This window comes from Sphingomonas sp. S6, from assembly GCF_043498045.1.
In the GTDB taxonomy this organism is placed as follows: Bacteria; Pseudomonadota; Alphaproteobacteria; order Sphingomonadales; family Sphingomonadaceae; genus Sphingomonas.
In genome coordinates, this window is record NZ_JBIEOE010000010.1 from 57,046 (window position 1) to 83,503 (window position 26,458).

The 26,458-nt window shown below is 64.9% G+C and carries 27 protein-coding genes; 7 read left to right on the plus strand and 20 right to left on the minus strand.

Translation table 11 applies throughout. The features are described 5' to 3' along the window. Nucleotides 1–34: 34 nt before the first annotated feature. Nucleotides 35–712, minus strand: a complete 678-nt coding sequence (locus tag ACGVWT_RS14450; RefSeq protein ID WP_083949045.1) for a phosphoribosylanthranilate isomerase — start codon at nucleotides 710–712, stop codon at nucleotides 35–37. 80 nt (nucleotides 713–792) lie between these two features. After that, a complete protein-coding gene (locus ACGVWT_RS14455; protein ID WP_231923442.1) occupies nucleotides 793–2,355 on the minus strand; it encodes a DUF4403 family protein in 1,563 nt (520 codons plus the stop codon). On the opposite strand from ACGVWT_RS14455, the gene ACGVWT_RS14460 reads away from it, so the two are divergent. Next, complete coding sequence (locus ACGVWT_RS14460) at nucleotides 2,345–2,476, plus strand: hypothetical protein (RefSeq protein ID WP_255210224.1); 132 nt, start codon at nucleotides 2,345–2,347, stop codon at nucleotides 2,474–2,476. The two genes, ACGVWT_RS14455 and ACGVWT_RS14460, sit on opposite strands and share 11 nt — an antisense overlap. Before the next feature lie 21 nt (nucleotides 2,477–2,497). Next, complete coding sequence (locus ACGVWT_RS14465; RefSeq protein WP_066516399.1) at nucleotides 2,498–3,067, plus strand: DUF4142 domain-containing protein; 570 nt, start codon at nucleotides 2,498–2,500, stop codon at nucleotides 3,065–3,067. A 66-nt stretch (nucleotides 3,068–3,133) separates the two neighbouring features. On the opposite strand, the gene ACGVWT_RS14470 is transcribed toward ACGVWT_RS14465, so the two are convergent. From ACGVWT_RS14470 to ACGVWT_RS14495, 6 genes are all read right to left on the minus strand, one after another. Further along, nucleotides 3,134–3,565: a MarR family winged helix-turn-helix transcriptional regulator gene (locus ACGVWT_RS14470; protein ID WP_096362248.1), complete on the minus strand. Its 432-nt coding sequence runs from the start codon at nucleotides 3,563–3,565 to the stop codon at nucleotides 3,134–3,136. A gap of 100 nt (nucleotides 3,566–3,665) precedes the next feature. Continuing rightward, nucleotides 3,666–5,093, minus strand: a complete 1,428-nt coding sequence (locus ACGVWT_RS14475; protein ID WP_083949046.1) for an efflux transporter outer membrane subunit — start codon at nucleotides 5,091–5,093, stop codon at nucleotides 3,666–3,668. After that, entirely contained in the window at nucleotides 5,093–6,619 is a 1,527-nt protein-coding gene (locus tag ACGVWT_RS14480) for a DHA2 family efflux MFS transporter permease subunit (RefSeq protein WP_114688868.1), read from the minus strand. Before ACGVWT_RS14480 ends, ACGVWT_RS14475 begins: the two co-directional genes overlap by 1 nt. After that, nucleotides 6,619–7,857 (minus strand): HlyD family secretion protein, encoded by a 1,239-nt coding sequence (locus tag ACGVWT_RS14485; RefSeq protein ID WP_114688869.1) that lies wholly within the window; start codon nucleotides 7,855–7,857, stop codon nucleotides 6,619–6,621. The genes ACGVWT_RS14480 and ACGVWT_RS14485 overlap by 1 nt, the downstream gene beginning before the upstream one ends. Nucleotides 7,858–7,890: 33 nt before the next feature. Next, nucleotides 7,891–8,295: a PaaI family thioesterase gene (locus tag ACGVWT_RS14490; protein WP_165800951.1), complete on the minus strand. Its 405-nt coding sequence runs from the start codon at nucleotides 8,293–8,295 to the stop codon at nucleotides 7,891–7,893. Further along, entirely contained in the window at nucleotides 8,292–8,705 is a 414-nt protein-coding gene (locus ACGVWT_RS14495; RefSeq protein ID WP_165800952.1) for a PaaI family thioesterase, read from the minus strand. Before ACGVWT_RS14495 ends, ACGVWT_RS14490 begins: the two co-directional genes overlap by 4 nt. A gap of 118 nt (nucleotides 8,706–8,823) precedes the next feature. Between ACGVWT_RS14495 and ACGVWT_RS14500 the strand changes: the two genes are divergently transcribed. From ACGVWT_RS14500 to ACGVWT_RS14515, 4 genes are all read left to right on the plus strand, one after another. Further along, nucleotides 8,824–9,768, plus strand: coding sequence for an MlaD family protein (locus tag ACGVWT_RS14500; RefSeq protein WP_394426953.1), 945 nt, complete (start codon nucleotides 8,824–8,826; stop codon nucleotides 9,766–9,768). 125 nt (nucleotides 9,769–9,893) lie between these two features. Beyond that, complete coding sequence (locus tag ACGVWT_RS14505; protein WP_225883562.1) at nucleotides 9,894–10,568, plus strand: TetR/AcrR family transcriptional regulator; 675 nt, start codon at nucleotides 9,894–9,896, stop codon at nucleotides 10,566–10,568. After that, complete coding sequence (locus tag ACGVWT_RS14510) at nucleotides 10,568–12,181, plus strand: AarF/ABC1/UbiB kinase family protein (RefSeq protein WP_116462998.1); 1,614 nt, start codon at nucleotides 10,568–10,570, stop codon at nucleotides 12,179–12,181. The genes ACGVWT_RS14505 and ACGVWT_RS14510 overlap by 1 nt, the downstream gene beginning before the upstream one ends. 177 nt (nucleotides 12,182–12,358) lie before the next feature. Continuing rightward, nucleotides 12,359–13,036 carry a sigma-70 family RNA polymerase sigma factor gene (locus ACGVWT_RS14515; protein ID WP_225883563.1) on the plus strand — a complete coding sequence of 226 codons (678 nt, stop codon included), beginning with the start codon at nucleotides 12,359–12,361 and terminating at the stop codon, nucleotides 13,034–13,036. Nucleotides 13,037–13,555: 519 nt separating this feature from the next. Here ACGVWT_RS14515 and ACGVWT_RS14520 read toward each other — a convergent pair. From ACGVWT_RS14520 to ACGVWT_RS14530, 3 genes are all read right to left on the minus strand, one after another. Beyond that, nucleotides 13,556–14,407 (minus strand): SDR family NAD(P)-dependent oxidoreductase, encoded by an 852-nt coding sequence (locus ACGVWT_RS14520; protein ID WP_225883564.1) that lies wholly within the window; start codon nucleotides 14,405–14,407, stop codon nucleotides 13,556–13,558. Further along, nucleotides 14,404–15,393 carry an aldo/keto reductase gene (locus ACGVWT_RS14525; protein WP_114688874.1) on the minus strand — a complete coding sequence of 330 codons (990 nt, stop codon included), beginning with the start codon at nucleotides 15,391–15,393 and terminating at the stop codon, nucleotides 14,404–14,406. The genes ACGVWT_RS14520 and ACGVWT_RS14525 overlap by 4 nt, the downstream gene beginning before the upstream one ends. Nucleotides 15,394–15,747: 354 nt before the next feature. Further along, on the minus strand, nucleotides 15,748–16,227 hold the full coding sequence (locus ACGVWT_RS14530) for a DUF892 family protein (protein WP_114688875.1): 480 nt from the start codon (nucleotides 16,225–16,227) through the stop codon (nucleotides 15,748–15,750). A 256-nt stretch (nucleotides 16,228–16,483) separates the two neighbouring features. On the opposite strand from ACGVWT_RS14530, the gene ACGVWT_RS14535 reads away from it, so the two are divergent. Next, a complete protein-coding gene (locus tag ACGVWT_RS14535; protein WP_114688876.1) occupies nucleotides 16,484–16,672 on the plus strand; it encodes a hypothetical protein in 189 nt (62 codons plus the stop codon). A 6-nt stretch (nucleotides 16,673–16,678) separates the two neighbouring features. Here the strand turns inward: ACGVWT_RS14535 and ACGVWT_RS14540 are convergent, their stop codons facing one another. The 9 genes from ACGVWT_RS14540 to ACGVWT_RS14580 form a co-directional block, all read right to left on the minus strand. Then, entirely contained in the window at nucleotides 16,679–17,653 is a 975-nt protein-coding gene (locus ACGVWT_RS14540; protein ID WP_125945982.1) for a sensor histidine kinase, read from the minus strand. 514 nt (nucleotides 17,654–18,167) lie between these two features. Continuing rightward, nucleotides 18,168–18,803: a nucleotide-binding protein gene (locus ACGVWT_RS14545; protein WP_241889891.1), complete on the minus strand. Its 636-nt coding sequence runs from the start codon at nucleotides 18,801–18,803 to the stop codon at nucleotides 18,168–18,170. A 1-nt stretch (nucleotide 18,804) separates the two neighbouring features. After that, nucleotides 18,805–19,095 carry a hypothetical protein gene (locus ACGVWT_RS14550; protein WP_394426964.1) on the minus strand — a complete coding sequence of 97 codons (291 nt, stop codon included), beginning with the start codon at nucleotides 19,093–19,095 and terminating at the stop codon, nucleotides 18,805–18,807. Between the two features lie 1,181 nt (nucleotides 19,096–20,276). Further along, entirely contained in the window at nucleotides 20,277–20,699 is a 423-nt protein-coding gene (locus tag ACGVWT_RS14555; RefSeq protein WP_020486653.1) for a hypothetical protein, read from the minus strand. Continuing rightward, nucleotides 20,696–21,214: a hypothetical protein gene (locus ACGVWT_RS14560; RefSeq protein ID WP_394426967.1), complete on the minus strand. Its 519-nt coding sequence runs from the start codon at nucleotides 21,212–21,214 to the stop codon at nucleotides 20,696–20,698. The genes ACGVWT_RS14555 and ACGVWT_RS14560 overlap by 4 nt, the downstream gene beginning before the upstream one ends. Further along, complete coding sequence (locus ACGVWT_RS14565; protein ID WP_394426971.1) at nucleotides 21,201–21,989, minus strand: Fic family protein; 789 nt, start codon at nucleotides 21,987–21,989, stop codon at nucleotides 21,201–21,203. The genes ACGVWT_RS14560 and ACGVWT_RS14565 overlap by 14 nt, the downstream gene beginning before the upstream one ends. A gap of 143 nt (nucleotides 21,990–22,132) precedes the next feature. After that, nucleotides 22,133–25,126 carry a MobF family relaxase gene (gene mobF, locus ACGVWT_RS14570; RefSeq protein ID WP_394426974.1) on the minus strand — a complete coding sequence of 998 codons (2,994 nt, stop codon included), beginning with the start codon at nucleotides 25,124–25,126 and terminating at the stop codon, nucleotides 22,133–22,135. Further along, nucleotides 25,123–25,935 carry a hypothetical protein gene (locus tag ACGVWT_RS14575; RefSeq protein ID WP_241889897.1) on the minus strand — a complete coding sequence of 271 codons (813 nt, stop codon included), beginning with the start codon at nucleotides 25,933–25,935 and terminating at the stop codon, nucleotides 25,123–25,125. Before ACGVWT_RS14575 ends, mobF begins: the two co-directional genes overlap by 4 nt. After that, nucleotides 25,932–26,249, minus strand: a complete 318-nt coding sequence (locus ACGVWT_RS14580) for a hypothetical protein (RefSeq protein ID WP_017980688.1) — start codon at nucleotides 26,247–26,249, stop codon at nucleotides 25,932–25,934. Before ACGVWT_RS14580 ends, ACGVWT_RS14575 begins: the two co-directional genes overlap by 4 nt. Between the last annotated feature and the right edge of the window lie 209 nt (nucleotides 26,250–26,458).

The window sequence follows — 26,458 nt, forward strand, 5'->3', positions numbered from 1 at the left end:
GCGGAGGAAGGCGTTCACGCCGGTGCCAGTGCCGTCACATCGCCCGCGCCATTTCCCGGTCGATCTGCTGGACCGCGGTGACGAAGGCGAACAGCTTCTGCGGGTCGAGCTGACCACCCGTCCGGACGCCGGAGCACAGGTCGACACCATAGGGGCGAACCTGCCCGATCGCTTCCGCCACGTTAGCGGCGGTCAGGCCCCCGGCAAGAAACACCGGCTTCTCGGTCGCACGGACGAAAGCGGCGCTGACCGCCCAGTCATGCGCGCGGCCGGTTCCGCCCAGCTCAGCGACCGGGGCGTTGGGCCTGCCGGAGTCGAGCAGGAAGGCATGAACGCAAGGCTCATAGGCCGGGATCAGCTGTAGCGCTTCCGGCCCTTCGACGTGGATGACCTGTATCCGGCGGACGTGCGGCTCCAGCGCTGCCAGCTTGCCCGACTCCGCGGGATCGATGTGCGACACGATCTGGACCGCCGACGGAGCGGTCGCGCGGACATGGGCGGAGATGGCGTCGGCGGTCGTCTCGGATGTCAGCAGGAAGGTGGCCACCGGCGGTGGCACGAGCGCCGTCACCTCTGCGATCGCCCTGTCGGAGATCGGACCGGGACCAGAGGGCATGCGTGCTACCAGCCCCAGCGCATCCGCCCCCGCGGCGATCGCGATCCGCGCTTCATCCGGCGAGGCGATGCAGCAAATCTTTATACGAGTTCTCATGGGATGGAGACATGCCGCCAGGCCGATGCAAGGGCAATGCGCCGGTCCGTGCCGGTTGCCGTCGTGAGGTCGGGCGTCCTCTATCGTGGAGCAAGGCGGATCGTGGCCGTGCCGCGCCCCCATACGGGAAGGTACACGCCTTGCCCCGCCGCCTTCAGCTGGCCCGTGCGCACGTCCGTGATGTGGGCGCGCACGATCAGGTCGCCGATCCGCTTCTCGTCGATCGCACGGGTGATCTTGGCGAGCAGCTCGTCGAAATCCTTTTCGAAGTTCTGCGTCAGCGCGGCGGACACGGTGCTGGAGATGCCGGGGGCGTTGACGAGCTTCAGAAGCAGGCTTGTTCGGACCGAGTCGGTCACACCTGCGACGGTGAGATCGTCAAACGCGACACGGCGATCATTGACGGCGTTGCGCGGCGTGGCGGTAAGCCAGATCGTGCCCCGCGAAGGCTCCCCGCCTTCGGCTGCCGCACTGAAGCGGAGCCCGACCGCGATCTTGCCGCCCGTCGTGCCGTAGATGGTCACCTGGTAAAACTGCGCGCGCACCGCACCGACACCGGGCACCTCGAAGGGGCGGCGGGAACGCTTCACCAATGCCTTTGCGAGCACCGGCTCCAGCTGACGATAGTCGGCGATGACGGGTATGGCGAACAGGATGCGGCCGGGTCCAGGCTGCATGCGCGTCATGGCGGGGAGCGGCTGGCGCTGCGGATCAGGCGGCCGATCGCCGACAAAGGTCTCCGTCCCCGCCGTCAGCCCCAGCGCCAGGTTCACCCGATTGCGCGAAATAGTGTAGCCTCCGTAGCTCAACTGTCGGGGAGTGATCCGCATCCACACCGGCGGGTTCGCCCGGTTCAGCTGGACGGAGGTGAACGCCGCGCCCCACACCTGCGCGATCTGCTCGCGCAGCTGCAATCTGCCGAGCTCCTGCGGCAGAGTGTGCTCCAGGCGCGCGACGACGCCGGCGAGCTTGGCGTCGGCCTTGCTGGTGAACTCGATACGCTGGCCCAGGAAGTCGACGTGCGGCTCGTCGGTCCAGTCGTAGGCGATCGATACCGTTGCGCGCGGCGACCAGTCGCCGGCGATGTCGAGCCTGGCTACTGCCCGAACGCGGGCGTCCGCCTCGGCTGTTTCCCGGCTGAGCACGCCTCCCACGTCCCGGGCGCTGATCGCGGCGTGAAGCGGCATGGTGACGGTGATCGTTTTGCCCGAGCCCTCCAGCACCAACGGCCCTCGGACTACGGTGCCCGTGATGCGGCACCGGATCGCGGGCGTCTTAATTCTCGCAAAGAGGATCTTGACCTTCTTCGGCGGGACGCAGGTCTGCTCCGGCTTGTCGATTGACCAAAGGCGACGCGGAACCGCCTTTTCGAGAGTTGCCGCCAGCTTGCCCAGGTCCGCGACGATCGGCACGTCGATGGTGGAGGTCTGCGGCGGTACGCTGATCGTGTCCTTCGCTCGCGGAGGCGCCTCGCGAGGAGTTCGGTCGCAGCCAGTGAGGATGGCAACGCAGAGCAGAGCGAACACGATCGAGGCGCGGGAGACGTCGCTTTTGCGCAAGGAAAACCTCGCAATTCGGTCTGCCGCTTCAGATTTCGACTTAACCGGCATTGGAACGGCTTCAAGAGCCGCCATGTTCATCATCGCCGCGTACCTCCAGACGTCCGAGCGGCCACCTCTCCAGCAGAGCGCCGAGGTGCGTCGCAAGAAAGGGAACCGTTCCGTTTCCTTATCGTTCGACCCGTTGATTTCGGTCAATGCCTGACAACACCAACGGAGAACCTCGATGAAGATTGCGATTGTCGCTGCGCTGCTCACCCTGGCGCCGGTACCAGTGCTGGCGCAGGCCGTTTCGCCCGCCACTTCGGGAACAATGACCAGCGCTGACGTCGGCGTCTCGCCGATCGCGAGCCAGAGCGGACCCAATTACGTGCTCGCTGCGGCCGATGCGAACCTTTACCAGATCAAGGCCGCGCAGCTTGCCGCGACGCGCGCGCAGAGAGACGACGTCAAGGCCTATGCAAAGCGCGTGCTGGCGGAAACGCAGAGCAGCCACAAGGCGCTGCTGGCGGCGCTGAAGAATGATCAGCGCACGATCAAGGCGCCGTCCTCGAGCCTGTCCGCCGACCGCGCTGCCCTCCTCAAGCTGCTCCAGAAGGCGCCCAAGAGCGCCTTTGACAATCTGTATCTGACGCAGTCCGCGCAGGTTCAGCAGGCCGCCTGGGCCGTGCACAAGGGTTACGCGCAGGACGGGACCGACCCGGCGCTGCAGCAGGTCGCCGGCACCGCGGTCCCGGTGCTGGAAAACGAGCTCACCACCGGCAAGTCGCTTACTCCCTCCGGGCTTGCAGGATAGGTGATACCCACCGGGCCAGGTCGATGAAGCCCCCTTTAGACCTGGTCCGGTACCTGTTTATGGCGATTATTGACGGGAGTGCAGCCTGCGGAACTGGTCCCGTGCTTCACCGCGCATGAGATGCTGCATTACGATCCAGTAGCCCGTGACGGCTGTCTCTCCTGCCGCCTGATACGCGTTCGCCATGTTACGCCTGAGCTCCTCGAACAGCGCGTGCTCGAGCGCACGTCCCTCGTCGGTGAGCGACAGCAGCTTCTGCCGTCGATCGCGCTCCCCGACACGTCCGCAGACTAGCCCGCGGTCTATCAAATCCCGCATTACCCTGCCGAGCGATTGCTTTGTGACGCAGAGAACGTCCAGTAGTTCGCTGACTGAGATTTCCGGGTACCTGCCGAGGAAGTACAGGGCGCGGTGATGCGCCCGTCCGAGGGTACGCGTTGCCAGCTCGGCGTCGGCATGCGCCAGATGGGATCTGTGGGCAAAGAACATCAGATCCATTCCTCCCCTGATCGCGTCATCACGCAGATACTGGGCAGGAGGCGGCAGAAGCGGAGCCGTCACGCGGTCGGTGCCCTCCCCTCGCATCGCTGCAAGACTGTCACTGCTGGCTCCATCCAAGTCCCATCGCCTTTTGGAGGGCGATAAAGGCACGATCAAGTTCGCCGGTCGCTTCCAGCACTGACTGGTCGGCAGCCAGCGCCGCGCGTTCGGCATCGATGGACGTGGTCAGCGGTATCGCTCCCTGTGCATATCGCTGCCCGGCATAGGTCGCTGACTGTCTGGCACCGTTACGGCTCGCGACAGACGAAAACAGGTTACGGCGCTGATTGCCGAAGCGGGTCAGGCTGGTTTCAGCATCAGACAGCGCGCCGAGAACCGCCTTGCGGTATTGTGCTTCCGCCTCGTCTCGGTCAGCCCGCGCCTGCTCGACCCGGGCACGATTACGGCCGAAGTCGAGAAAGCTCCAGCTGATCCGCGGCAGGAGCAGGCCCGCGACGCTGTCAGGATCAACCACATCGGCGATATTGGGACCACCGAGCCCGATGATCCCCATAATGCTGACCGATGGGAACTGCCGGGCGACGTTGACCCCGATCTGCGCGTTCGATGCCGCCAGCTGCCGCTCGGCTGCGCGAATGTCAGGCCGGCGTCGCAGCATCGCGGCCGGGTCGCCGATCGCGACAGTTCCTGGGATCATCGGGATCGGGGCAGGAGTGGACAGCAAGGCATCGTGTGTTCCGGGCTCGTCGCCGGTGAGCAGGGCAAGCTGGTCGAGCGTGGTCGCGATCTGTCCCTCGAGCGGCAACAGCCCGGCCTCCGTGCGGGTCAGCTCGGTCTTCAGCCGAACCACCTCGTCGCGCGACGATGCACCGCGTTGTTCGCGCTGTTGAAGCAGGGCGAGTGATCGCTGTTGAAGCTGCGCGGAGCGGCGAGCCAGGATCAGGCGCTGCTGAAGTTCGCGCAGAGTCACATAATTCTGGGCAACCTCCGCCGACAGACGAACCTGCGCATCAGCTTTATTGGCTTCGGCCGCCTGAGCCTGGGCCTCGGCACCTTCGGCAGCGCGGCGTCGCGCGCCGAACAGATCGATCTCCCACGATGCGTCCAGGCCGGCATTATAGAACTCGGCCCTGATACGATCGGATTGCTCGCCTTGCGTCGGCAGCGCGAGCGAGCCTGCGGGAAGATCGGCGACGATCGCAGTGCCTGACGCCGACACGGTGGGAAGCTGGTTCGCGCGCTGTTCGCGCAAGCTGGCGCGCGCCTTGCGGATGCGCGCCTCGGCGATCGCCACGTCCGGATTGGAGGCAAGCGCGCGGTTGACCAGGGTCGTGAGCTGCGGGTCGCCCATGCCTTCCCACCAGCGTGCGATAGGGAGCTGCGGTGACGTGACTGCCTGATCTGCGCGGCGAAATGTCGATCCGGAGCGCTCCCCACTCGCGACGCCCGGCGGCCCTCCATAGTTGGGCCCGACGACGCATCCGGTCAGGAGGGCGGGCAGAATGGCCCAGCTGAGTCGCTTCATCAGTGCATCGCCATCTGCGTGTCGGAGGAGATCGGGCGGAGGAACAGTGCCAGCGGCGTCGTGACCGCGATCGCAACGCCGAGCGCGAAGAACAGGTCATTATAGGCCATAACGGTGGACTGCTCCAGGAGTTGACCCGCAAGCTGCCGATAGGCGCCGGCTTCGCCGGACGGCATGGCCATAGCCTTCGCGAACCATTCCTGCGTGGTCGCTGCATTGGCCGACACCGTTTCGCCCAGCCGATTGAAGTGGAGAAAGGTCTGCCGGTCCTGGAGGGTCGCCATCATGGCAAGGCCGATCGATCCGCCGAGATTGCGCCCCGCATTGAACAGCGCGGACGCATCACCAGCATCCTCGGGTGCTACAGCGCTGATCGCTGCCTGGTTGAGGAACATCATGGCGAAGATCTGCCCGAAGCCCCGGACGAGCTGTGAACCCGTCAGGTCGCCCCCAGCCGACTGCGCGGTGAGGTGCCAGTCCATGGCGCAGCTGACGCCGATCAGCGTCATGCCGACGAAAACCGCCAGGCGAACGTCAAGATATTTGAACGCTAGCGGCAGGAACGGCATCAGCATCAGGGCGGGGATACCGGAGACGAAGACCACCTTGCCCGATTGCAGCGCGCTATAATCCGCCATCGACGAGAGGAACTGGGGGATGAGAAAGGTCACGCCGTAGAGCACGACGCCGATGATGAGGCTGAGGACGAATACGCTACCGAAGGAGCGGCTGAAGATCAGCGACAACTTGAGCACGGGATGCGCGGAGCGGACCTGTCCGATCGTGATGAGCGCGAAGCCGAAGACCGTGGCGATCGCGAGTTTCACGATCATGGCGGACTCGAACCACATCTCGCGCTGCCCCTCCTCGAGCATGACGGTGAGCGCACCCAGGCCGATCGCGAGTCCCGCGATCCCGAACCAGTCGGCATGGCGTAGCTGGTCGAGCCGCAGATGCTCGTGCTTGAGCCCGAACAGCAGGAGGAGGACAAGCCCTGCACAGACCGGCACATTTAGAAAGAAGGCGTAATGCCAGCTGTAATTGTCGGTGAGCCAACCGCCGATGATCGGCCCGAGCACCGGACCAAGGATTGCGGTGCCGCCGAACGCGGCGGTGCCGATCGGCTGCTGCGACGGCGGCAGCCGTGTCGCGATGATGGTCATGGCGGTCGGGATCAGTGCACCGCCGGTGAAGCCTTGGCCCACGCGGCCAGCGATCATCATCGGCAGCGTCGTCGAGATCCCGCACACGATGGAAAAGCCAGTGAAGCTGACCGCTGCCCCCAGAAGGAAGTTGCGCAGGCCGAACAGGCGCACGAGAAAGGGGCTGAGCGGTATCATGACGATCTCTGCCACGAGATAGGAGGTCGCGACCCAGGTGCCCTCGGTGCCGCTCGCGCCGATCTCGCCCTGAATGGTGGGCAAGGCCGCATTGACGATCGAGATGTCGAGCAGCGCCATGAACGACCCGATCGTGCCCGCCGCAACGGCGAGCCAGTCGCGCAGGCCGGCGCGTTCGGACGCCATCAGCGCGAGCCCTGCGTCTCGTCGCGCTTCAGCCGCTCGGTTTCCTGCTCGATCCGGTCACGACTTCCCTTTGCGCTGATCGTGTCGACCGTGACCTCGACCGACAGGCCGGGACGCAGCACCCGGCGCGCCTCCGGCCCGGCTTCAATGCTGATCCGCACGGGCACTCGCTGAACGATCTTGGTAAAGTTCCCGGTCGCATTCTCGGGCGGGATGAGCGAGAACTGCGCGCCCGTGCCTGGCGAGAAGCTCGCAACCCGGCCGCGCAGTTCGGCGCCGTCCAGTGCATCCACCTTGATGGTCACGGGTTGCCCGACGCGCATCAGTGCGACCTGGGTCTCCTTGAAATTGGCTTCGATGTAGAGTTGATCGACTGGCACCACCGACATCAGCCGGGTCGCCGGCTGGACATATTGCCCGGCCCGGACCGCCTTGTCGGCGACAATGCCGTCGATGCTGCTGCGGATCTCGACCGCACCGAGGTCCGTCGAGGCGCGCGCAAGCTGCGCCTGCGCGGTGCCACGCTGCGCCTCCGCCTGGCCGATGCGAGCCGCTTGCGTCGCGACACTACGACGGGCGGCGAGGTAGGCGGCTCGCTGCGCGCGCAGCTCTGCGGCGGTTCGATCACGCTGAAGGACAAGGTTTGCCAGACGCTCACGCGATTCCGCTCCTGTCCGAGTAAGGGGTTCGTAGCGTCTTACCTCGTTCTCTGCCGCTGCGGCGGCAGCCTCGGCGCTCGCAACCTGGGCGGCGGCCTGAGCGACAGTGGCCTGTTGTTCGTCAAGCGTCCGGCGCGCAGTCGTAATGTTGGCGCCGGCGGCGGCGATCTGAGCTTGCGCCTGTTCGACATTGGCGCGGTAGTCACGAGGATCGAGGACGGCAAGCAGCTGGCCGCGGCCGACAGGCTGGTTGTCGGCGACGAGCACTCGCTCGACATAGCCGCCCACCTTCGGTGAAACGGTCACGAAGTCCGCGCGCACATAGGCGTTGTTGGTCGACTGCAGGTATTGGCCGCTCGCGCGGTAGTTCAGGTACCAGACGACCGCCGCGAGGATGCCCGCAACGAGCGCGGCGATGAGGACGTAGCGGATGATCGGAAAGCGCTCGAGAAGCGAGGGCTTCTTTTCGCCATTCTTCTCCTCGGAACCGTCCTCTGACCCGGCTTTTTGCTGGGAATTTGCGTCCGAGTGGTCATGCGGCGCGTCGCCGCCTCGATCTTCAGCCTGCTCGTCAGCCACCCAGCAACCCTATCGTATGTAAACTAAGCCGTATCATAGTGTGTGTCGGTCGGCATTGCCACCCACTCTGATGGGCTCGTGCACAGCAAACTCAAGCTGCGCGAAGCATACAGCCGCGGGATCTCCGCGGCGGAATGCTTCGGCGTGAACGACTGCGATCCGACGCCCGACACGCCTGACCTTAGGCGTCGTGACAAGGGCATCGGGCCGAGCAGAGGCAAGGAACTGGAGGTTCACGCTGATGAGCTTCGGGACGTGCCCATGCGGAAGTTGGCGTGCAAGGGCACGCTTCGCTGCCACTTCGAGAAAGGATGCCACAGCTCCGCCATGCAAGGCGGGAAGGAGGGGGTTGCCGATCATGTATTCCACTGGCGTCAAAACAAAGGCGTCACCGCTCTCCGAAATCGTGGAGCCTAGCAGCTGCGCGAAGCCGCTCATGACCCGACAGCCCGATTGATCGAAAAGACGCCTTGGGCAGTCGCGATCAGGTGAGAAGGATCGGTATCCCAGACTTCGGTCCGTACGAACGCACGGTGCTCGGTGGCGTCGTAACAATGCGCCCACGCTGTCGCGGAGCATCTCGCCTCGGGGGACCGCACATGGTCCACCTTCAGGTTGAGAGTCGAGATTGCCAATCGCCTTCCCAGTCGGGACATTACAGCAACGCCGCAGGCCTGATCGATAAGGCTCGTCAACACGCCCGTTGCTAAAGTCTCGTCGTCGTCCGCCAGCTCCTCACGCCAACCGACACGTAGCGAGCTGAGGCCATCGCCGATCGAAACCAGCTCCAGGCCAAGCCTGTTGCCCCACGGTATGTCGCCTGGTTGCAGGCTCCAGTCTCCAGCCACGATTCCATCCTCGTCCTGATCAGGCCTTGCCAGCTTAAAAGGCCGCCTTTGCTCCAGCCACCTGGGAAACGGTACGGTTTACATATATGGTCCTGCTTCTTAATGGTTATGGTCTCGCATGGAAACGCGGTCGAACAAATTCCTGGTGCTCGTAGTGACCGGCTTTCTGCTTGGCACGCTCCTGATCTTCACCCTGTGGCTGTTTGATGCACGCGATGGAGACGGCAATCCCTATATGATCCGCTTCACCGGGAGCGTTGCCGGCCTGGAGAAGGGGTCGCCGGTGACCTTCTCGGGCGTACCGGCCGGTCATGTCACATCGATACGGTTCGATAAGGATGACCCGTCAGCGGTTCTCGTCACCGTCAGCCTTGACCCGCGGATCCCCATCGTCGCAGGCGTAAAAGCGTCGATCGCAAGATCGGCACTGGCCGGCACCGCGAACATCAGCCTCGACGGCGCTACATCTGGTGCGCCCCCGATCGTTGCGGCGAGCGACACCGAGCTTCCCGTCATTCCCGCCAAGGAAGGCGGGCTCCTTGGCGGCGGAGGGGACCCCGTCGCACTGGTCGAAAAGATCAGCCGCACCGTGGATTCTGTTTCTCGCAACCTCGACGCCGCTCAGCAGCAGCGGGCCAGCGATCGACTGGCGGCGCTTGCGGAAAGTTCCGCCGGTTGGGCAGACAAAGCCGGAGCAGCGTCCGATGCTCTCACCGGTGCGCGCGGCCGCGTGATTGCCGTGGGCGACGCCTTGCAGCGATCCCGCGACAGCGCCCAACAGCTGAGAGCGGCAGTGGACGAACGCAGCGCGACCGTTCTCGCGAGAGCGAACCGCACGTTGGTGAACGCTCGAGACGGAGCCGAGCGATTTGTGGCGCGCGTTGAGGCGGTTCGACCCGCGATCCGCGGCACGACTGCCAAACAGGCTCAACTGCGTGAGACCATTCGTTCAGCAAGGAACAAGGTCGGTGCTGTCAGGGATACGGCCGTTCGCATCAATCAGGAGGGACTGGGCGTGGGTGCTGCGTCTCTTCCCGTCTACAAGCCAACGTCACAGGATTGAGCGACGGCGATACAAAAGCACAGCCTTGGGCTGAGATCGAGCTGGCAGGCGAGCAAGCGACCCTCTCGGCGTGATTTCTCGTCAACCTGTCCGGATCAGGCTACCGTCGATCCAGGAGAACGAGATTGAGCGACAACGAAAAGAAAGGTCGGCCCAGGAAGATGGGCAGACCCACGACCGAGGATGCGCTTCGCCTGACCTCGCATATCCTCAAGAGCGCCCGCGAGATGTTCTTCGCACACGGGTTTGACGGCGCCAGTGCCGACATGATCGCCGAACAGGCGCGTATCTCCAAGCGAACCCTGTACGCGCGCTTCGGCAGCAAGGCCCGCGTGTTCGAGGCGGTGATCCTCGACGAGATCGATACGCAGCTGCGCGCGCTCGAACCTTCCGGCAGCGACGAACCCGACATCCGATCGCGGCTTCGCGTAATCGCCGATCGTCTGCTTGAGTGGCTGCTGACGCCGCGGATCACCTCCATGGAACGCGTCGTCATCGCGCAGGCCGTGCGCTTTCCAGCGCTTGCGGCAAACATCCACGACTTCGGCTACCAGCGGGCCGTGCAGTGGGTGGCCTCGATCCTCGCCCATGCCGATGCAAAGGGTGAGCTATCGCTGGCAGACCCGGTGTTTGCCGCCGAGCAGTTCGTCACCCTCGTAGTGGTCGCACCCATGCGCCGCGCAGCGCTCGGGCTGTCTCCTCCCGCGTACGACGATGCCGCACGTGATCGTATCTCTCGCGGTATCGACCTGTTCCTCGATGGCTGCCGTCCGCGCGAGGCGGATGGTTGCAGCGCCTGATGCCCACCACCGACGACGAACCTCAGATCGGTGAGCGCGCGCGCCTGGCCGAGCTCCTCCAGATCATGGGGCGCCATGGCTTCAACGGGCTCGCCTCGCGCCTGGGCCTGCTGCCCGGTCGTTCGGAGCAGCCGGTGGACGTCGGTACCCCCGAGCGGGTCGTCGCGCTGCTGCGAGACCTTGGACCCGTCGCGGTCAAGCTGGGGCAGGTGCTCGCGACCCGTGAAGACCTGCTCGGGCCGGAATGGGTGCGCGCGTTGTCGACGCTGCAGGACCGGGTGACCCCGCTGCCGTTCGAGGCGCTGGAGCCGACGATCCTGACCGCGCTTGGCTCCCCGATCGCGGACGTGTTCGCGAGCTTCGACCGCGAACCGATCGCCGCGGCCTCGATCGCGCAGGTTCATGGCGCCATCCTGCGCGACGGAACCGAGGTCGTGGTAAAGGTACGCCGACCGGGGATCGCGGAACGCGTCGATGCCGACCTGAGGCTGCTTCGCCGCATTGCGCGGCTCGCCGCGAGACACTCACCGGAGATCCGTCGCCTCAAGCCTGACGAACTGCTCCGGTTCTTCGCTGAGAGCCTGTCGCAGGAAATGGACCTCAGCGCCGAAGCGGCAGCCTGCGAGAGCATCGGCGTGTTCCTGCAGCCGCTCGGCGTTCGCACGCCCGGCTTCTACTGGGATCAGGTTGGTCGCCGGATCAACGTGCAGGAACGGCTCGACGGCGTGCCGGTCCGCGCGATCCTCGACCGAGCGGGTGAGGACGGGGCGGGTCAGGGCGCTGCCGACGTCGCCGGCAGATATGCCGATGCGGTGCTGCGGATGATCATCTTCAACGGCCGGTTCCACGCGGACCCCCATCCCGGCAACGTGTTTGTTCTGGCCGACGGGTCGTTGGCGTTCATCGACTTCGGGGCGGTCGGCGTGCTCAGTCCCGCCCGGCGGAACGAGGTTGTCACGCTCGTCCTTGCCATCGCGGGTGAGGACACACGATCGGTGACGGACGTACTGTTGCAATGGTCGGGCGAGACCGACGTCGATCGCCCGGCACTGACCCGCGACCTCGACGCGCTGATCGACCAGTTCCGCGGGGCGGTACTCCAGCAGATCGAGCTCGCCGACATCTTCGGCCGCGTGTTCGCGCTGCTGCGCACCTACCGCCTGGCGCTGCCACCCGACCTCGCCCTGCTGCTGCGCACCCTGCTGATCGCCGAAGGATTCGTGCGACGGCTTGATCCCGGCTTTGACATTGCCGCGCGCGCGGCACCGATCGCGCGCGAACTGCTGCGGGAGCGGATCGGCCCAGCCGGCCTAAAGCGTGGCGGACGCCGGCTGGCGACGAGCCTGGGCCGTCTGGCCGCCGCCTCGCCCGAGCTGGTGGCCTTCGCCGAGCGGGTTGCGCGGTCGGGTGCGCTGCCGATCGAATTGCAGGGAGGCGCGGTTTTCCCAACTCCGGCATCGCCCCGGCGCGCCGATCCCAACATTCTGTCCACCGGACTGCTTGTCGCGGGCGCGATCCTTCAGCGCGACCATGATGTTGTCGGCGCGATGTTGATGGCGTCTGCGGTGCTGCCTGCAGGCTGGGCTTGGTTTTCGAGCAGGCAGAGGCGCTGACTTCCTGCTGCCCGACCTTCCCACACCCGACTCTCCACCCTTACCCTTTCGCGCGCTTGTTCGGGTATCCGGCTCCTCGCTGAGAAGTGGAACAACCCACGAGAGGGGGCGTTTCCGAACAAGTAAACCAGGCGGTGTATAAACCGCACCCTGGTTCGATCGAGCGAGGGCTTTTGCGTGTCGGAACAACCGGATCACGAAGCGCATGTACCGGCTGAGGAGTTGTCTGACTTCGGTGCTGCACTGAGCGACTTGATGCCCAGGCTGGCGAGCTATGCGCGATCGCTAACAAGAAATCCCGATGCTGCACAGGATCTCGTTCAGGATACCGTGCTGAAAGCCTGGCGCAGCCGTGCGTCCTTCGAGGCCGGCACGAATTTGAAAGCTTGGACCTTCCGTATCCTTCGCAACTCCTTTTTGTCGCAGGTTCGTCGTAAAGGTGCGGGACAGGCAGGCGAGACCGCCGAACTCATTGATGTTCCGGTGGCGTCAAATCAAGAATCGGTCGTGACATTGGGCGATGTTCGCCGCCTGTGGCCGCGCCTGACACCCGAGCAGCAGCGGTGCATCCAATTTGTCGGGATCGAGGGTTTGAGCTACGAAGAGACAGCCACGATCGAACAGGTTCCTGTCGGTACGATCAAGAGCCGCGTGGTGAGAGGGCGGCAGATGCTGCGCGCACTCCTGGATCAAGCGAACGTCGTGCCAGCCAAGGGGACAGCATCCCGGATCCTGTCGGTCGATTCGTCCCCTCGGTATGAGCCGTCGCGCGTTGATGATGAACACTCAAAGCAGATCGAACTGCTGCGAAGGTGGCGCGCGGAGCGTGCGGCCGCTCGCTGCGCCGTCGGATGACTTTCTTAGGATCCACCAGATCCCGTTTGTGTCCCTTCCGTTTCAGACCCGCGATGAGCCCCCGTGGCGCCACGAGTTAATGATGGCGCGATGGAGTCGTCTCGCGAGTTTGCCCGTTAATCGCTGCCAAACAGGCGATTTTCCCTGGATCATGTATTTTCGTTAGCATTCACCTCTGATCGTTGCGCCCTGGTTACAAGCGAGCAGGTGCTACGGGAACAGATCGTCCACGTTTCGGTTCGACGGTCGATCCTGCAGCGACCGTCGAATCTCGCTCGCGATCGTTACCGCGGAGTTATGCCTCGTACCTCGACGAGCTTGATGCCCACAGAAACCTCTTCGCGGTCGAGCTCAACGCCATCACTGTCCGGGAGCAGCAGCTGAACGCGCTGGTTCGCGTCTGGGCGTCGCTTGGGGAAGGTGGGGCGATCGGACGATTGCGGATCGTTCGGCGCTGCCACGCTGGGCACTACGCGTCTGGACGACGCTGCGATCGTGAAAGGACGCGGTCTCGGCTGGTCAGGCGAGTTCTGCCCCGTGGCTGTCCTGCCAGGCGGCATCCTCGATCGCGTCATGCCCCGGCTCGCCCGCCGACTGCGCCCCCGTCCACCGCCAGGCATCCAGCCGTTTGCCCGTCACCGTCGCGGCAGCGTCGGAGCAGAGCCAGAGCAGCGGCGGGACCACGATCTCGGGCGACAGCAGCCCGGCGCGGGCACTGTCCGGCAGCCCTTCGGGGATCATGCCGGTCAGCGTTGCGCCCCCTGGCAGCAGCGCGTTCACCGTGATGCCGCTATCAGCAAGGTCCTGCGCCCAGATCGCGGTTTCTGAATCCAGCGCCGCTTTGGACGGGCCATAGGGCGAGAAGCCTCTGCGCCGCATCGTCTCGCGGTTCATCGAGACGTTGACGATCCTCCCGCTGCCTCTCTCCAGCATCGCCGGGACAGCCGCGCGCGCCATCAGGAACGGTCCGTTGACGTTGGTGTCGATCACCAGGCGCCAGGTGTCGGGGGCGACCTCCCAGAATCGGGTCGGTTCGGTCAGGAAGGTATCGCTTACATACTTCATGCCGCGCCCGGCGTTGTTGACGAGGATGTCGAGCCGGCCGAACCGCGCGACCGCTTCGCGCACCGCCGCGGCACAATCCGCCGCCCGGGTCACGTCGGCGAGCAGCGGCCGCACCCGATCGTCGCCGCATTCACGCTCTGCCTCCTTTGCGACCGCCTCGACTTCGGCAAGCTCGCGTGCAGCGGTGGCGATCACCCGCACGCCGGCCTGCGCTAGCCCCAGCGTCATGGCGCGGCCCAGCCCGCGACCGCCGCCCGTGACGATCGCGACTTGGCCGGCGAGCCCGTGCTCCTCGGGCGCGCTCACCTGTTTAGCGCCTGCATCTGAGGTGCCGCGTAACGCTCGCCCGCGGCAGCCCCCCTTGGCGCCGCGTAATCAAGACGTTCCAGTTCTTCCCGGCTCAGCATGACGTCGAGCGCGGCGACATTCTCCTCCAGATAGCGGCGGCGCTTGGTGCCCGGGATCGGAACAATGTCCTCGCCTTGTGCCAGCACCCAGGCGAGCGCGAGCTGGGACGGCGTACAGCCCTTTTCCCGCGCAAGCGCCTCGACCGCGGCGACAAGCTCCAGGTTACGCTGGAGATTGTCGCCCTGGAATCGCGGACTGTGCCGGCGATAATCATCGGGTGCGAGGTCCTCCACCCGCCGGATTGCGCCCGTCAGGAAGCCTCGGCCAAGCGGGCTGTACGGCACGAAGCCGATCCCCAGCTCCCGAATGGTTTCCAGGATCTCGCCCTCCGGGTCACGGCTCCAAAGCGAATATTCGGTCTGGAGCGCCGCGATCGGATGAACGGCGTGCGCGCGCCTGATTGTTGCGGGCGCCGCTTCCGAAAGGCCGAGGTGGCGCACCTTGCCCTCGCGGACCAGATCGGCCATCGCACCCACCGTGTCCTCTATCGGCGTGTCGGGGTCCACACGGTGCTGATAAAAGAGATCGATCACCTCTATTCCTAGCCGGCGCAGGCTCGCTTCGCAGGCCGCTCGGACATAATCGGGTCGCCCGCACACGCCCCTGAAGCTCCCGTCCTCGTCCCGGACATTGCCGAACTTGGTCGCAAGCACGACCTTGTCACGACGATCGCGGATCGCGCGCCCGACCAGCTCCTCGTTACGGCCGACGCCATACATATCGGCCGTGTCGAGAAAGGTCACGCCGAGTTCGATTGCCCGGTGAATCGTTGCTACCGCCTCGGCGTCGTCGGCCTGTCCGTAGAACTCGGACATACCCATGCATCCCAGTCCCAGCCCCGACACGCGCAACTCACCGCCCAGCGTTCGTTGTTTTACCGTCATTGTTGATCCTCTCGTCTTCGGGCGAGTGTGCCAAGTCTGGGCCCGCTTCCCATTGTGCAAATCAGCGATTGTGGCGAACTCAGCGGCGCCGCTCACTTCTTGTTCCGACCGGGACTCGGCCGTCCTGATACCGACATGCCACACGAGCCGGCCGACTGGCGGCGCGCCCTCGGCCTGTGCAGTTCGTGTGGTACAACCTAGCGCGCAGTCCTGGCTTCGAGGCGCTTACCAGCCGTATCCATGATCATTGCGTTCCAGGCGAAAGGGCAGGGGCACAATCACCCACTGCTCCTTCGCCTTGCTGAAACCGTTCGATCCCGGACGAGTTCTGAGGCCGTTCGAAACGCTTGTCGCTCAGTTCCCGCTTAGCAGCTGTTCGGCGAGTTCGGTGTGCTTGGCGTCCGCCTCTTTTGCCTCGTCCGCGCACGCCTTCATGTCACGCGCCACGTCCTCCATCCCAAGGTGTCCGCAATAGCTCGCCATCGTGCCGAAGGATGCGACCCAGTAGTGCAGCGCCAACTGTCCGCTTGCAATAATGCCGAGGTCCCGTGAGGTGTCGTCCGCAGCCTGTTGGCGGATCCTGCGACTTACTTCGTAATGGGCTTCGAGCACGGGGTTGTCCTGCTGCTCACCCGACCCCGTCTGCTGGACAGCACGCTCGATCTTATCGGCCCACTGCCGGGATGCCCGGTTTCCTTCCTCGAGCGCCGCTTTCAGGGCCGGGTGGCGGGCATCATTATTGACCTCGTCGGTTGCCTTTGCAGCCACATCACTGCCGGCCTTCATCGCAGCCAGTCCCTGAACTACGAGCTTCTGCAGATTGTCTTTTTCCATGGAGCCTCATCCTCATCCTGCGGCCGGCTCGAACGAAGAGCGGCTTGTTCATTAACCTTGAAGGCGATTGAAGTTCCGTCGGAACACGAGGCGGGAGTATGGACTATACCCTTTGTCGATCGCGGATGATCGCCTGGGGAAGGCACCGGCGTCGGAATGAGTTAGGAACCGCGCGCCCACCTGAGCAATCGTCGCCAACGTGATCGTGGAAACCTTGGCAAGAGCTCTTGCGTTCCCACTTGAGAGGAGCAGAACTATGAAAGAGGTACACGACGCCCCTTCGGAAGCGGAGGCGAACCACGGCCTGGTCGCAGTTAAAGGCCCGGATGCCGTCGACGTCGTGATGACGCCAAAAGCAGCGTTGCGTACGGCCGAGCGGATCAGCAGTGCTGCGGTCGAGGCGCTTGTCGAACAGAACCTCAGCGAACCGGGCGACCGTCACTAAAGCAGTTCAGGCCTGAAGCGCAGCGACGGGTGCATGAAGCGACCAGATCAGCCCGGTTGGGAGGTCATCGACGCCTCCAACACCGCCTAGCCGCTTTGGGGTGGCGACCTCAAGCAAGCGTTCACTCCATGTGCAAAGCGGCGTCCTTACTTGCGGACCGTCACGTTCTGCCCATTGAAGCCAGATGTGCGGCTGGTCCGTGACGTTGACCTCCCAACGTAATGACACGTATCCGTCTTTTTCACTTAAGGCGCCGTAGCGCAGCGAATGCACCTCCAGCTCGTGAACAGCGAGCGCAAGGGCCGCCGCCGTGCTCGGTCCTACCGGAACAGGTGAGCCGACGATGCGAACGCGACTACGACCCCCTTCGGCAAGCGCCAGCTCGACCAGTGTCTGAAGATCGGTGACGTGGGCCTCGGGTTGCACGATCAAGTCGCTGATCCTGCTGAGCATCGCCACCCGGGCTGACAGCTCTCGGCCCTTCTCAAGAAGAGGCTCGTCGCCGTCCAACACCTGATTGGTCGTCGCTGAGACGATGGTGAGCAGGTTTCGAAGAACATGGCGAGCGCCATTGACTGGCATGAAGCCATTTGCTGGCGGCTGACTTTTGGAGGGCAGACCGAGCCCCATCACGACCTTTTCGTACGGAACCTTGAGCTGCACCTGCGAGCCATCAAGGAAGCGAATTGTCGTCGCGAAATCGTCGCTGCACAGGTGCGACACGGTAGCGGGATTGATCGCAACGACTTGGCCATCAGCCAAGCCAAAGGTGGCGAGCGGCGTAGCCGCGTGCGGGCCGGGAGAGACCAGCTCCATCATTGAGGACCGCGGTGCCATGTCGGTCGCATTCGGTACGGCGACATCCAGCGCCTCGGAGAGACGACAAGCAAAGAGGCTGCCGCCGGCGTCAACGCCGTCCAACAAGCTCAGCGCTCTCCGAGCAAGAACGGCCGCCGTTCGCTCCGCTGCCTCTTTATCCACGACGATCCTCTTCCATTCGATCTGCTCTGTGGCCCCGCTTGTAGCCCCGAGCTTCGTTCCGCGCTCAGGTCTCAATTAAATCGCCTGCTTCGCTCCCTGCCGGCATTCTCCGCGCGAGCAGAGGCCATAGCTTTCGAGAAGAGTTCCCGGAACACTCGCCCGGCGAGTGCCGGATTGTGCCGGTTCATGTTCTCTGACATTCTCTTGATCAGGCCGCATTGTCGCACCTGCGGGATAGAGGAGAAGCGCAACAAAAGGAAACCGTTCCGTTTCAACGTGGTTCCCGCCTTACGCAGCCGACGGGTGTGCCGCGACGAGGAGGCGCTCATAAGTGCTGCGCTGTCGCGTCTCTTAAATCTCGTGCAGGAACTGGTCTGTGCGTCCGTCAACGCGGCTGAGGTTCAGCCGACGACCAGCGGATTTCCTCGCCGGATCCTCCCTCTCACACCGCACAACACGCGAATTTAACATAATCTATGTTATCGGATTGCGAGCGTAACGGCTCAGCGGCGCCTCAAGCTGCCCCAATCGCGGCCGGCGCTTCGATCAGCCATCGCCCGACGACCCGCTCGAAATCGACATACGGGATCCGATCTGGGTGAAACTCTAGCACGGCCGCCAGATCGGGCAAGTCGGCCAGAAACGCCTTATAGACGCGCTGCACGCGGTCGGCGCTCGGCAGCTCGCGACGCGACACGTTGGCGAGCCAATCACGCGCCTCGCGAAGTGCTCGAGTCGGGTCGCCCCCATGCTCGTGGATGTCCATGCCAGCCAGATCGGAGATGAAACGCTGGTAGCGGAACTGCTCCACGTCGAGGATCAGGATACGCTTGACCTTCTGATGTTGGCCACCGTAGCGCTTGGCGCCAAGGAACAGCCCGAGTTCGAGCGGCATGTTGAAGCGCGGCAGGTTGTTGACCGCGTCCAGCTCGGTGCGTGACAGGTCATGAATGCCGTAGCGGCACTGCTCGATCAGAGCGAAGATCTTGTCAATCCGAGTCTGGCCACCGTCATCCAGTTCGCGCGCCGAGCGCGTGCGAAAGCCGCAGACGAGAATGGCGAAGATCAGTGCGCGGAACGTCGGCGCGAACGCATCGTCGAAGGGGCAATTGATGAAGACGTCATCCGTCGACGTCTGAACGACCGGCAAACTACTTCTTCTTGGCCAGAACGCTCTTCACTGCCGCGGCGATACGCTGGTCGGAGACGGTCGCCTTCTTGGTTGCCACCGGCGCCAGAACGTAACGGCCCGTCGCTGCGCTGCGCCCGAGCACGCCTGGCTTGCTCCCCTTGGTGGTTATCGTATCGGACCGGGTCGCCATGACAGTAATATGCGCCTCCCCGTCTCGCCGCGCAAGCGGCGTCCATGGCACCGGCCCGACTAGCGCGATCGTTCCCGTCGCGGCGTCGAAGCTGATTGCATCGGCAAAGGGTCGGAGCACCTCGCTTGGACTTGCTTAGGTGATCGGCAGGCTGACTTCGCCGACGGTCAGACCGCTCGTCACCAAGGTCAAGCACCGCCCTGTTTCTCGGATCGCGCACGACTCCCCCGCTGATCCCGTCCAGCGCCACCGAGCTGATCCGTAACAGCCTGATCTCGCCGCGCTGGATGGCTGAGATCACAGCGCTTCTTAAATCATAAGCAGGAGCCGCCGAGAGCGTACACTCGAGCGGCTTCTGGACTGGCAAGCAATTCATGCCGGCGGGTCTCGCGACAGTAAGCCTAGCTCACGGGCAAGCTCAAGAGCGTCAAATTGCCATGCGACCCTGATCCAGCAGACTGAGGGTTGTCATGACCAGCGCGGATTTAGCTCTACGCCTTGCCTAGTGCGCGCATCGTATCGGGCAATAACGTGTACACCGCCTCGCGCCGGGCGCCTCGATTGTGGTGATCTACTCGCCAGCCCTCATAGTGGCGCCGGACCAGCCCTGCCCGGACCAGCTCGGACACCGCCCGGCTGACATTACACCGGCCGGAGCGGCGCACCCGCTCCAGCACCACTTGCTCCACTAGTCGTGACGCTGCGTCAGGGTCTCCTGGCAGCTGCTCCTGCCCTGCCAGTTCCACCCTCACCTGCTCGGCCAGCGCTGCCCGCTTATGATCGCGGGCTGCCATGGGAGCGAGGGAGTCGCACAACCAGTCGCGCAGCCGAACGGCCTGCCCCTGCCGGAGGACGTAGGGTCCTGCCTTGCCCCCCTGCCCTGCCGCGCGCGCGATCAGGTTCAAGACCATGAAGGCGTAGCGCGGCCGGGTCGACACCTGCGCGATAACATCGATGATCGACGGCAGACCCTCGGCTAAGGGCGTCTGGGACGAAATCCTCGGCGGGGCCACCGGGGATGCGGAGAACAAGTCACCTTGAATCATGGGAACAGGAGAAGCACGAAACGGGAATCGTGTGAATCCCTTCCGGTTCGGCCGGCGGCGTTTCTGTCGGCTGCGACACTTTGCCGCTGGGCAAAGTGTCACGATTGGCATTTCCAAACTATCTACTTGTGGGCGTCCACACTCCTGATCGGCCTACACGCAATCAGTACCCGTTTTCGCTCGACCGGAAGCCATTCGGCTGCGCGCGGTCCGCCGTTCTGTCGTGGAGCGGCAGCCCGAACTCTACGCCAAGCGCTAACTGTCGTCGGCCCTCTCGCCGGTGTCCGCGGCGTCCGGTTCCAACCGCCTCCACGACCATCCCGCTACCGCGAGCGCTCTGTCGATCCAAGTGGCAACGTGCCCTGGCTCGCCGCTGCAATACCAGGTGAGATAGTCTCCCTCCTCGCGCACCCAGGACACCACCTCGCCGGCCCGCCTGAAGCCGTAGGAGACGTCCATGCCATCTGGACCGGACCAACGAATGTTGGCGAGCGCACACCAGAGGTCGACAGCGCACGCGCCATCCGCTCTCACCCGTTCGCCGAGAACACGGTCGAGGATGATCTCGAATGCCTTGTAGGGTCGGTAAACACGGCTGCTGGGCTGACCCTGGAAGTCGTTGCGGCTGAAGAACGGGAAGGTTGCCTCCGTCGAGTTGATCCGCATCATCGCGGTCACGACACCTTACCATTGGCCGCCCCGTGTCGCACCGCTGATGATTCCAGCGGCTGACGCAAGCCGCTACGCGCTTCTGGGAACAGTCCCGGCATCCAGCGCCCCGCCAGCGTGGCAGGAAAGGCGATCTGCAGGGGCGCCCGGGAACTGTCGGCCGTCAGCACGCCGAGACTCGTCAGCGCGGAGGTAACCCGGCGCGCTTGGCGTTCGCCAGTGCCGACGATACTCTCTACCTCGCCGCGCGGGAGCTCGCCTCGGTACAGCGCTGCGTCAATTACCTGGATGGCCTTGGCCGGCAGCCTTCCCCCGTCCGTCTCTTCGGCCGCCCAGCGCCGGATGCGACTGCGCAGCTGGTCGGGCTCGACCAAGCCGGCCATGAAGTCGACTTGGTCGATGCAGGTCTTCAAGAAGAAGGTCGTGAAGCTCGCCAGCTCCTCCTCGCTTAGCGAGCCCCGCCCATCAAGGTCGTTGCGGCGGGGTAGGTCGCAGGCGGCAAGGTGCCGCTTATAGGCCTGCACGTTGCGGCCGAGGCCGCGCGATGGACCACACGCCGCCCGTGTCGAGCGCGTCGAGCAGCATGGCGTGCGACATGAGGCGGGCGACCCGCCCGTTGCCGTCGAGAAAAGGGTGAATCCAGGCGAACCGGTGATGCGCGGCCGCGAGAGATACGATGGCGTCCGTCGCGCCGCGCTTCTGATACGCCCAGGCGAAGTGCTCGAGAAAGCGCGGCACCGCCCCGGGGCTGATCGCAATGTGCTGCCCGACCCGGAGATCGCGGGTCCGCAGGGCACCGGGCTCGACCAGAACGCGCTCGCCGCCCTCGACCGGCTCAATCCAGAGCATCGACTCGGGCAGATGCTCGCAGAAGCGTCGGTGAACCTCTTGCAGGCCCTCCACGCTCGTCGCCCGGCCCGCCAGCCCTCCCCCGTCGATCCAGCCCTGGACCGCGAAACGGGCGGTCGCCTCGAGCTGCAGGTCCCGCTTGGCCGGGTCAGCGCTGAAGTCGTTCTTCAGCGCCCACTCGATGTCGACGGGGTGGGTATCATGCCCCTCGATCAGGTTGCTGTAGTAGCAGGTCACCGTTCGGACGAGACCGGCGAGCCCAGCCCGGAGTGCGGGCGGCAGACTGCTGCGGAAGGCGGCAGACTTGGCGGTCAGCTCGATCGCGAGGTCGACGGCGTCGCGGTACCGCGGCCCGCCCTCCCCCATTTTCATGGGCTGCACGGCGCCGATGCCCTCGCCCCGGTCGGCGACCACCCCGAAGTCCGGTTCGTTGGCCATGTCCTGCAGCATCTGGTTTACCTGCTTGCCTCGCTAAGGTCGTCCGATCTCCGCCATCCTTGGCCTCTACGATGTCCGCTTCGACGGCCGGCAAACCCAGATCATATGAGCAGGAACGAAGCTGATCCGCCCACCCGTAATCGCAACGCGATGTCTCACATGTCGAAGTCGTAATCGTGGTCGATCTCGATCTCCGGCTCCTTCACCAGCTCTCTGACCGAAACCGGCGCCTGCCGAACAGCCTCCGCCACCGGCTTGGCAGGCTCGCTGCCGATGGATCGGAGGGCGGCACTCATCGCCTCCAGTTGGCGGCGATCGCTCGCGCCAGGATCGTCTAGTCGGGGCAGCTCGCCCGTGGCCGGATCGAATCGCTCCCTACCGGACAACGAGAGCTCGGGTGCCACATCGCTCGCGTGCGGAACGTCACCGCGATGTGACTCGATCGCGTTGGCGAGCGCTTTCTTGTCGTCGGTGTGCAGCGACACGTCCTCGCGCGCGCGGGTCTGGAGCACGTAGTAGAGGCTCTCGCTGTTCAGCAGCCTGTCGCGGCTGTCCATCACCGTGATCGCGCGATCGACCGTCATCCCTTGCGCACGGTGCATGTTGATGACAGCGCCATGGCCAAGCCGCTCGCGCATCGGATCGTCGGGCCCGATCACATGATCCCGGTCACGGCCGGACAGGTGGAGCGTGTCGCCATCGATCGCGGTGAGCGTCATCGCAGCACCGTTCGCCATCCCGCGCTTCAGGTCGCTGGCCGTGAAGACCAAGCGGTCACCTTCGCGAACTTCGATCTCTCCGGGAACGGAGAGCGCGGCCCCCTCCCCTCCCGATCGGAGGCTTTTGGGATCGAAGAGCCTGGTTTGACCGTCACGGGCGAGCTCGAGCATGCCGCTCGCCCGATCGATCAAGCCAACCTCGTAGGATCCCGGCACAAGCCCTGACTGGTGGCGGTAGATGTCGAGCCGCATCCCCTCCGCCCAATGCCGGATCTGGCGCAGCTCCTCGCGGGTCAGGTTCAGCGTGTCCCAGCTGCGCAGGCTCAGGGCGTCCGCGCCCAGCTTTCCTCTAGCCAGCAGCTCGGCCCGAACCGTCTCCAGCACGGCTTCGCGCAGCACGTGCCCCGAAGTGAGCAAGGCGGTGCGGTCGCGTTCTTCGGGCGAAAGCTGCAGATATTCTACAACGGCCGCTCCTGCGGGATGAGCGTTCTCCTGGACCTTGTTCCCGAGCCGTTCGAAAGCAGCAGCGACCCTGCCCTCGCGTGCCAGGGAGGCGGCCTCACGGAGCACATCGGTCTGTTGGCGCCGGTTCTCGGTCAGCCGCACCGTCGGAGCCTCCGCCTCCTGCAGCAGCGCGAACGGCCGCCCGGCCTCTACGGCGGGTATCTGCTTCACGTCACCGACCAGCACCAGCTTGGCGGCCTCGCCGTTCCAGGCGACCTCGAACAACCCGGCAAGCTGACGCGAGGACACCATCGAGGCCTCCTCCAGCACCACGACCTTGCCCTTCATCAGCGCCGACAGCTGCTCGTTCGGCTTGGCCGGGCCGACCCGGCTAGCATGCTCCTTCAGCACGGATGCGAGCGAGCGCACCTCCAGCCCCCGTCCGGTCAGGTCATCCATCAACTTGTTCTGCGGGACCAGCACCAGCATCCCCGCCCCTACTTCCGCGCCAACCTCCCGTACGAGTTCGAAGAGGAACGACTTGCCGGTACCGGCATCGCCTTGGACGACCTGGATGCGGTTGGTGCCGGACAGCATGGCGTGTACCGCGACACGCTGTTCGCCGGACAGCGTGACCTCGCGCCGACTGGCCGCGCGGTCGAGTGCGGTGTCGACCGAAGCGGCCTCGAGGATGGGTGTCCCCTGCCCCACCCCGCCATGCGCGGCCGCAACCAGCGCCTTTTCCGTCGCCAGCATATCGCGGGTCGTGAGCCGGTCTGCGTGCAGGCTGCCGCGCGGACCGGCGATGAGCACACCTGCCTCGCGCAGCCGCTCGATGCGCTCCTCGATACCGCGCACCGTCGCGCCCTTCTCCGCCATATCGAGGCTGCTTTTCAGCAGGTTCGCGTAGGTGAAGCTCGCTTCGCGTTCGCCGAGGTGCCGAACACCGGCCGCGACCGCATAGCCGCTCGCCAGCTCGGCGCTCCGGCGCACCGCATCCGTGCCGTGAAGCAGCGGCTCGGGTCGTGGTCCGAAGGCATTCGTGATCCGCTCAAGCAAGGCGGCCCCCCAGGCACGCACGGCATCGAGTACGGACCGCGGCCGCTCGATTCCGCGCGCGGCGTTCACGACGGCGGAGATGGCAGCACCATGGACCTCGGCCTTCTCGGCCCACATGACGCGGGCAACCGTGGCATCGCCCGCCTGTTTGGCGTCGCGAGTACTGACCGCGATCGTCTCCATCGCCTTCGGGCCGGAAGCCCCAAGCTCAGCCGCCCGGCTAAGGATCTGTTCGCGCCGTGCGCTGAACGCATCGATGGCGGCACGCGGGATACCGCTGATCTCGAACTGACCGTGCTTGCCGGTGATCTCGATCCGATAGCCGAGCTGCTCCAACCGGGCACGGAAGTCGGCATGGAAGGCGGCGCCGATCGTGCTCGAATGCTTCCACAGCGCCGGATTGTGGAGGGCGACCCAGCGACCGTCACCCCGCTGTGCGGCATTCGCCACGACGACATGAGCGTGGGCCTGCGGGTCGAGCTTCCGGCTAAGGTCATGGTAGAAGATCGCGTACACCAAGCGACCGGGTTCGATCACCGCGCCGGCCTTGCCCCACCGCACCTCCCCGAACCGCTCCTCGGCCCACGCCATGGTGCTCCGGATCGCTTCCGCAAACGCTGGCATGACCCGCTCATCGCGGCCGATCATGGCGACCAGCGATACCGACTTCGGCGCGCTGAACGTCAGCTCGAACCCCGGCGCCCGCTCGCCATTGCCCCCTCTCGCAATAACGGCCCCGTTGGGCAGTTTGCCGTCCAGCACCTCGGCGAATTTTCCGGCATTCACGGTGCCGGACAGACCGAGTTCCTCGGCCCCCCCCCCGCCCCACTCGGAGGGCCCTTCCTGCTCCCCGGTGTAGTAGTTGTCGGCCGCATAATAGCCGGCGGCATCACCGCCGCCGGCGATCGAGTTGGGCCGGACGGTCACGGCGTCGTGCCGAGCAGAGGCGGAAAGGTGAGCCGGCACGGAAACGGCTTCTTCATGCGCTTCGCGTGGTCCACGCATTCGGCGTACCGGACCCGGTATGTATCATCGCCGAGAAGGCCTTTGGTCTCCGCCATCAGCTCGCCTTTCGTGCGCCCATCGCCTGCCAGGCTCCATGCCGCAGATGCCGAGTCACTCTCACCCAGAAGGCGGATGGAAAGCCAGCGCGTCGGCGCCGTATTCGCGAAAAGTAGGCAGATCAGAACAAGTCCGGCGATGCCAAGGGCGGCACCTGCGCCAAGCTTTGTACGCGTACCCGACTGACGCTTCTCGATGCGATCGAGCTGCTTCCCGAGGCTCTTCGCCTGCTCCTCGGCGGCTTTGGTGACATTGAGAACCGAGGCGGCCAGAGCGCTCTGCGCTTCCTTGAAGATGGTCGTAAATTCGGCCTGGAACTTGGCGATCATGTCGCGGAGATGTCCGGTCCCGCCGGTCTCCTTGATGGTCGTCTTGATCGCGTCGAAGCCTGCGTTCAACGCGCCGGGCAGATCCTTCGTTTGCTGGGCGATCAGGGCCGAGACGCGGCGCGTGATCTCGCCGATTTGAGCGGTCTGTTCCTCCATGCGATCGGCATGGCGGCGCTCACGTTGCTGACGCACCGACAGGGCTGCTTGTGCCTCCCTGTCGAACATGGTGGTGACCGCCTGTTCGACGAGATCACGGATGGGAATATTGCGCCGTTTGGATTCGGCATCCAGGCGGCTGTGGACCTCACTGGAGACGTCGATCCGCCTGCGGCCGGCATCGGTCATCGCCGCAGCATCCCGCGCGCTTCGGCCAGCATCCGGGTTGCCAGGTCGGTCCGGCGCTGCCGCATCTCAGCCAGCCCCTTCTTGCTCTCCGGGCCACGCCCGACCTGCACTTCCGCGACGACTTCCAGGCCGGCACGAACCTTGGTGAGCTGGTCGAGCAGGATCTCGTCGAGCGGCAGCAGCTCGTCCTCGAGTGAGCGCACCAGCGTGTCCGCCACCCAGGCGCTGCGCGTCTTGCCGACCTGGCCCGCGCGGCGCTCGATGCCGGCAAGCTGGTCGGGTTGCAGGTACACCGTGATCGGTACGCGCGCCATGCGGACCCCCTTCTACCCCGGAAGGGAGTGTGCATTGCGCATAACGGGCGCGCAAGGAGGAAGTGCAGAGCAGCGCCAGAAGAAACGCTGCAAATCCGTGCTCTAGATGCTCTGTGGACCACCATGGACCGGTAGCGTCCGCGGTCGTGGTGTAATTTCCCGGTGTAGATGACGGTGTATGCCGGGGTGGGGCCGAGGCCCCACCCCGG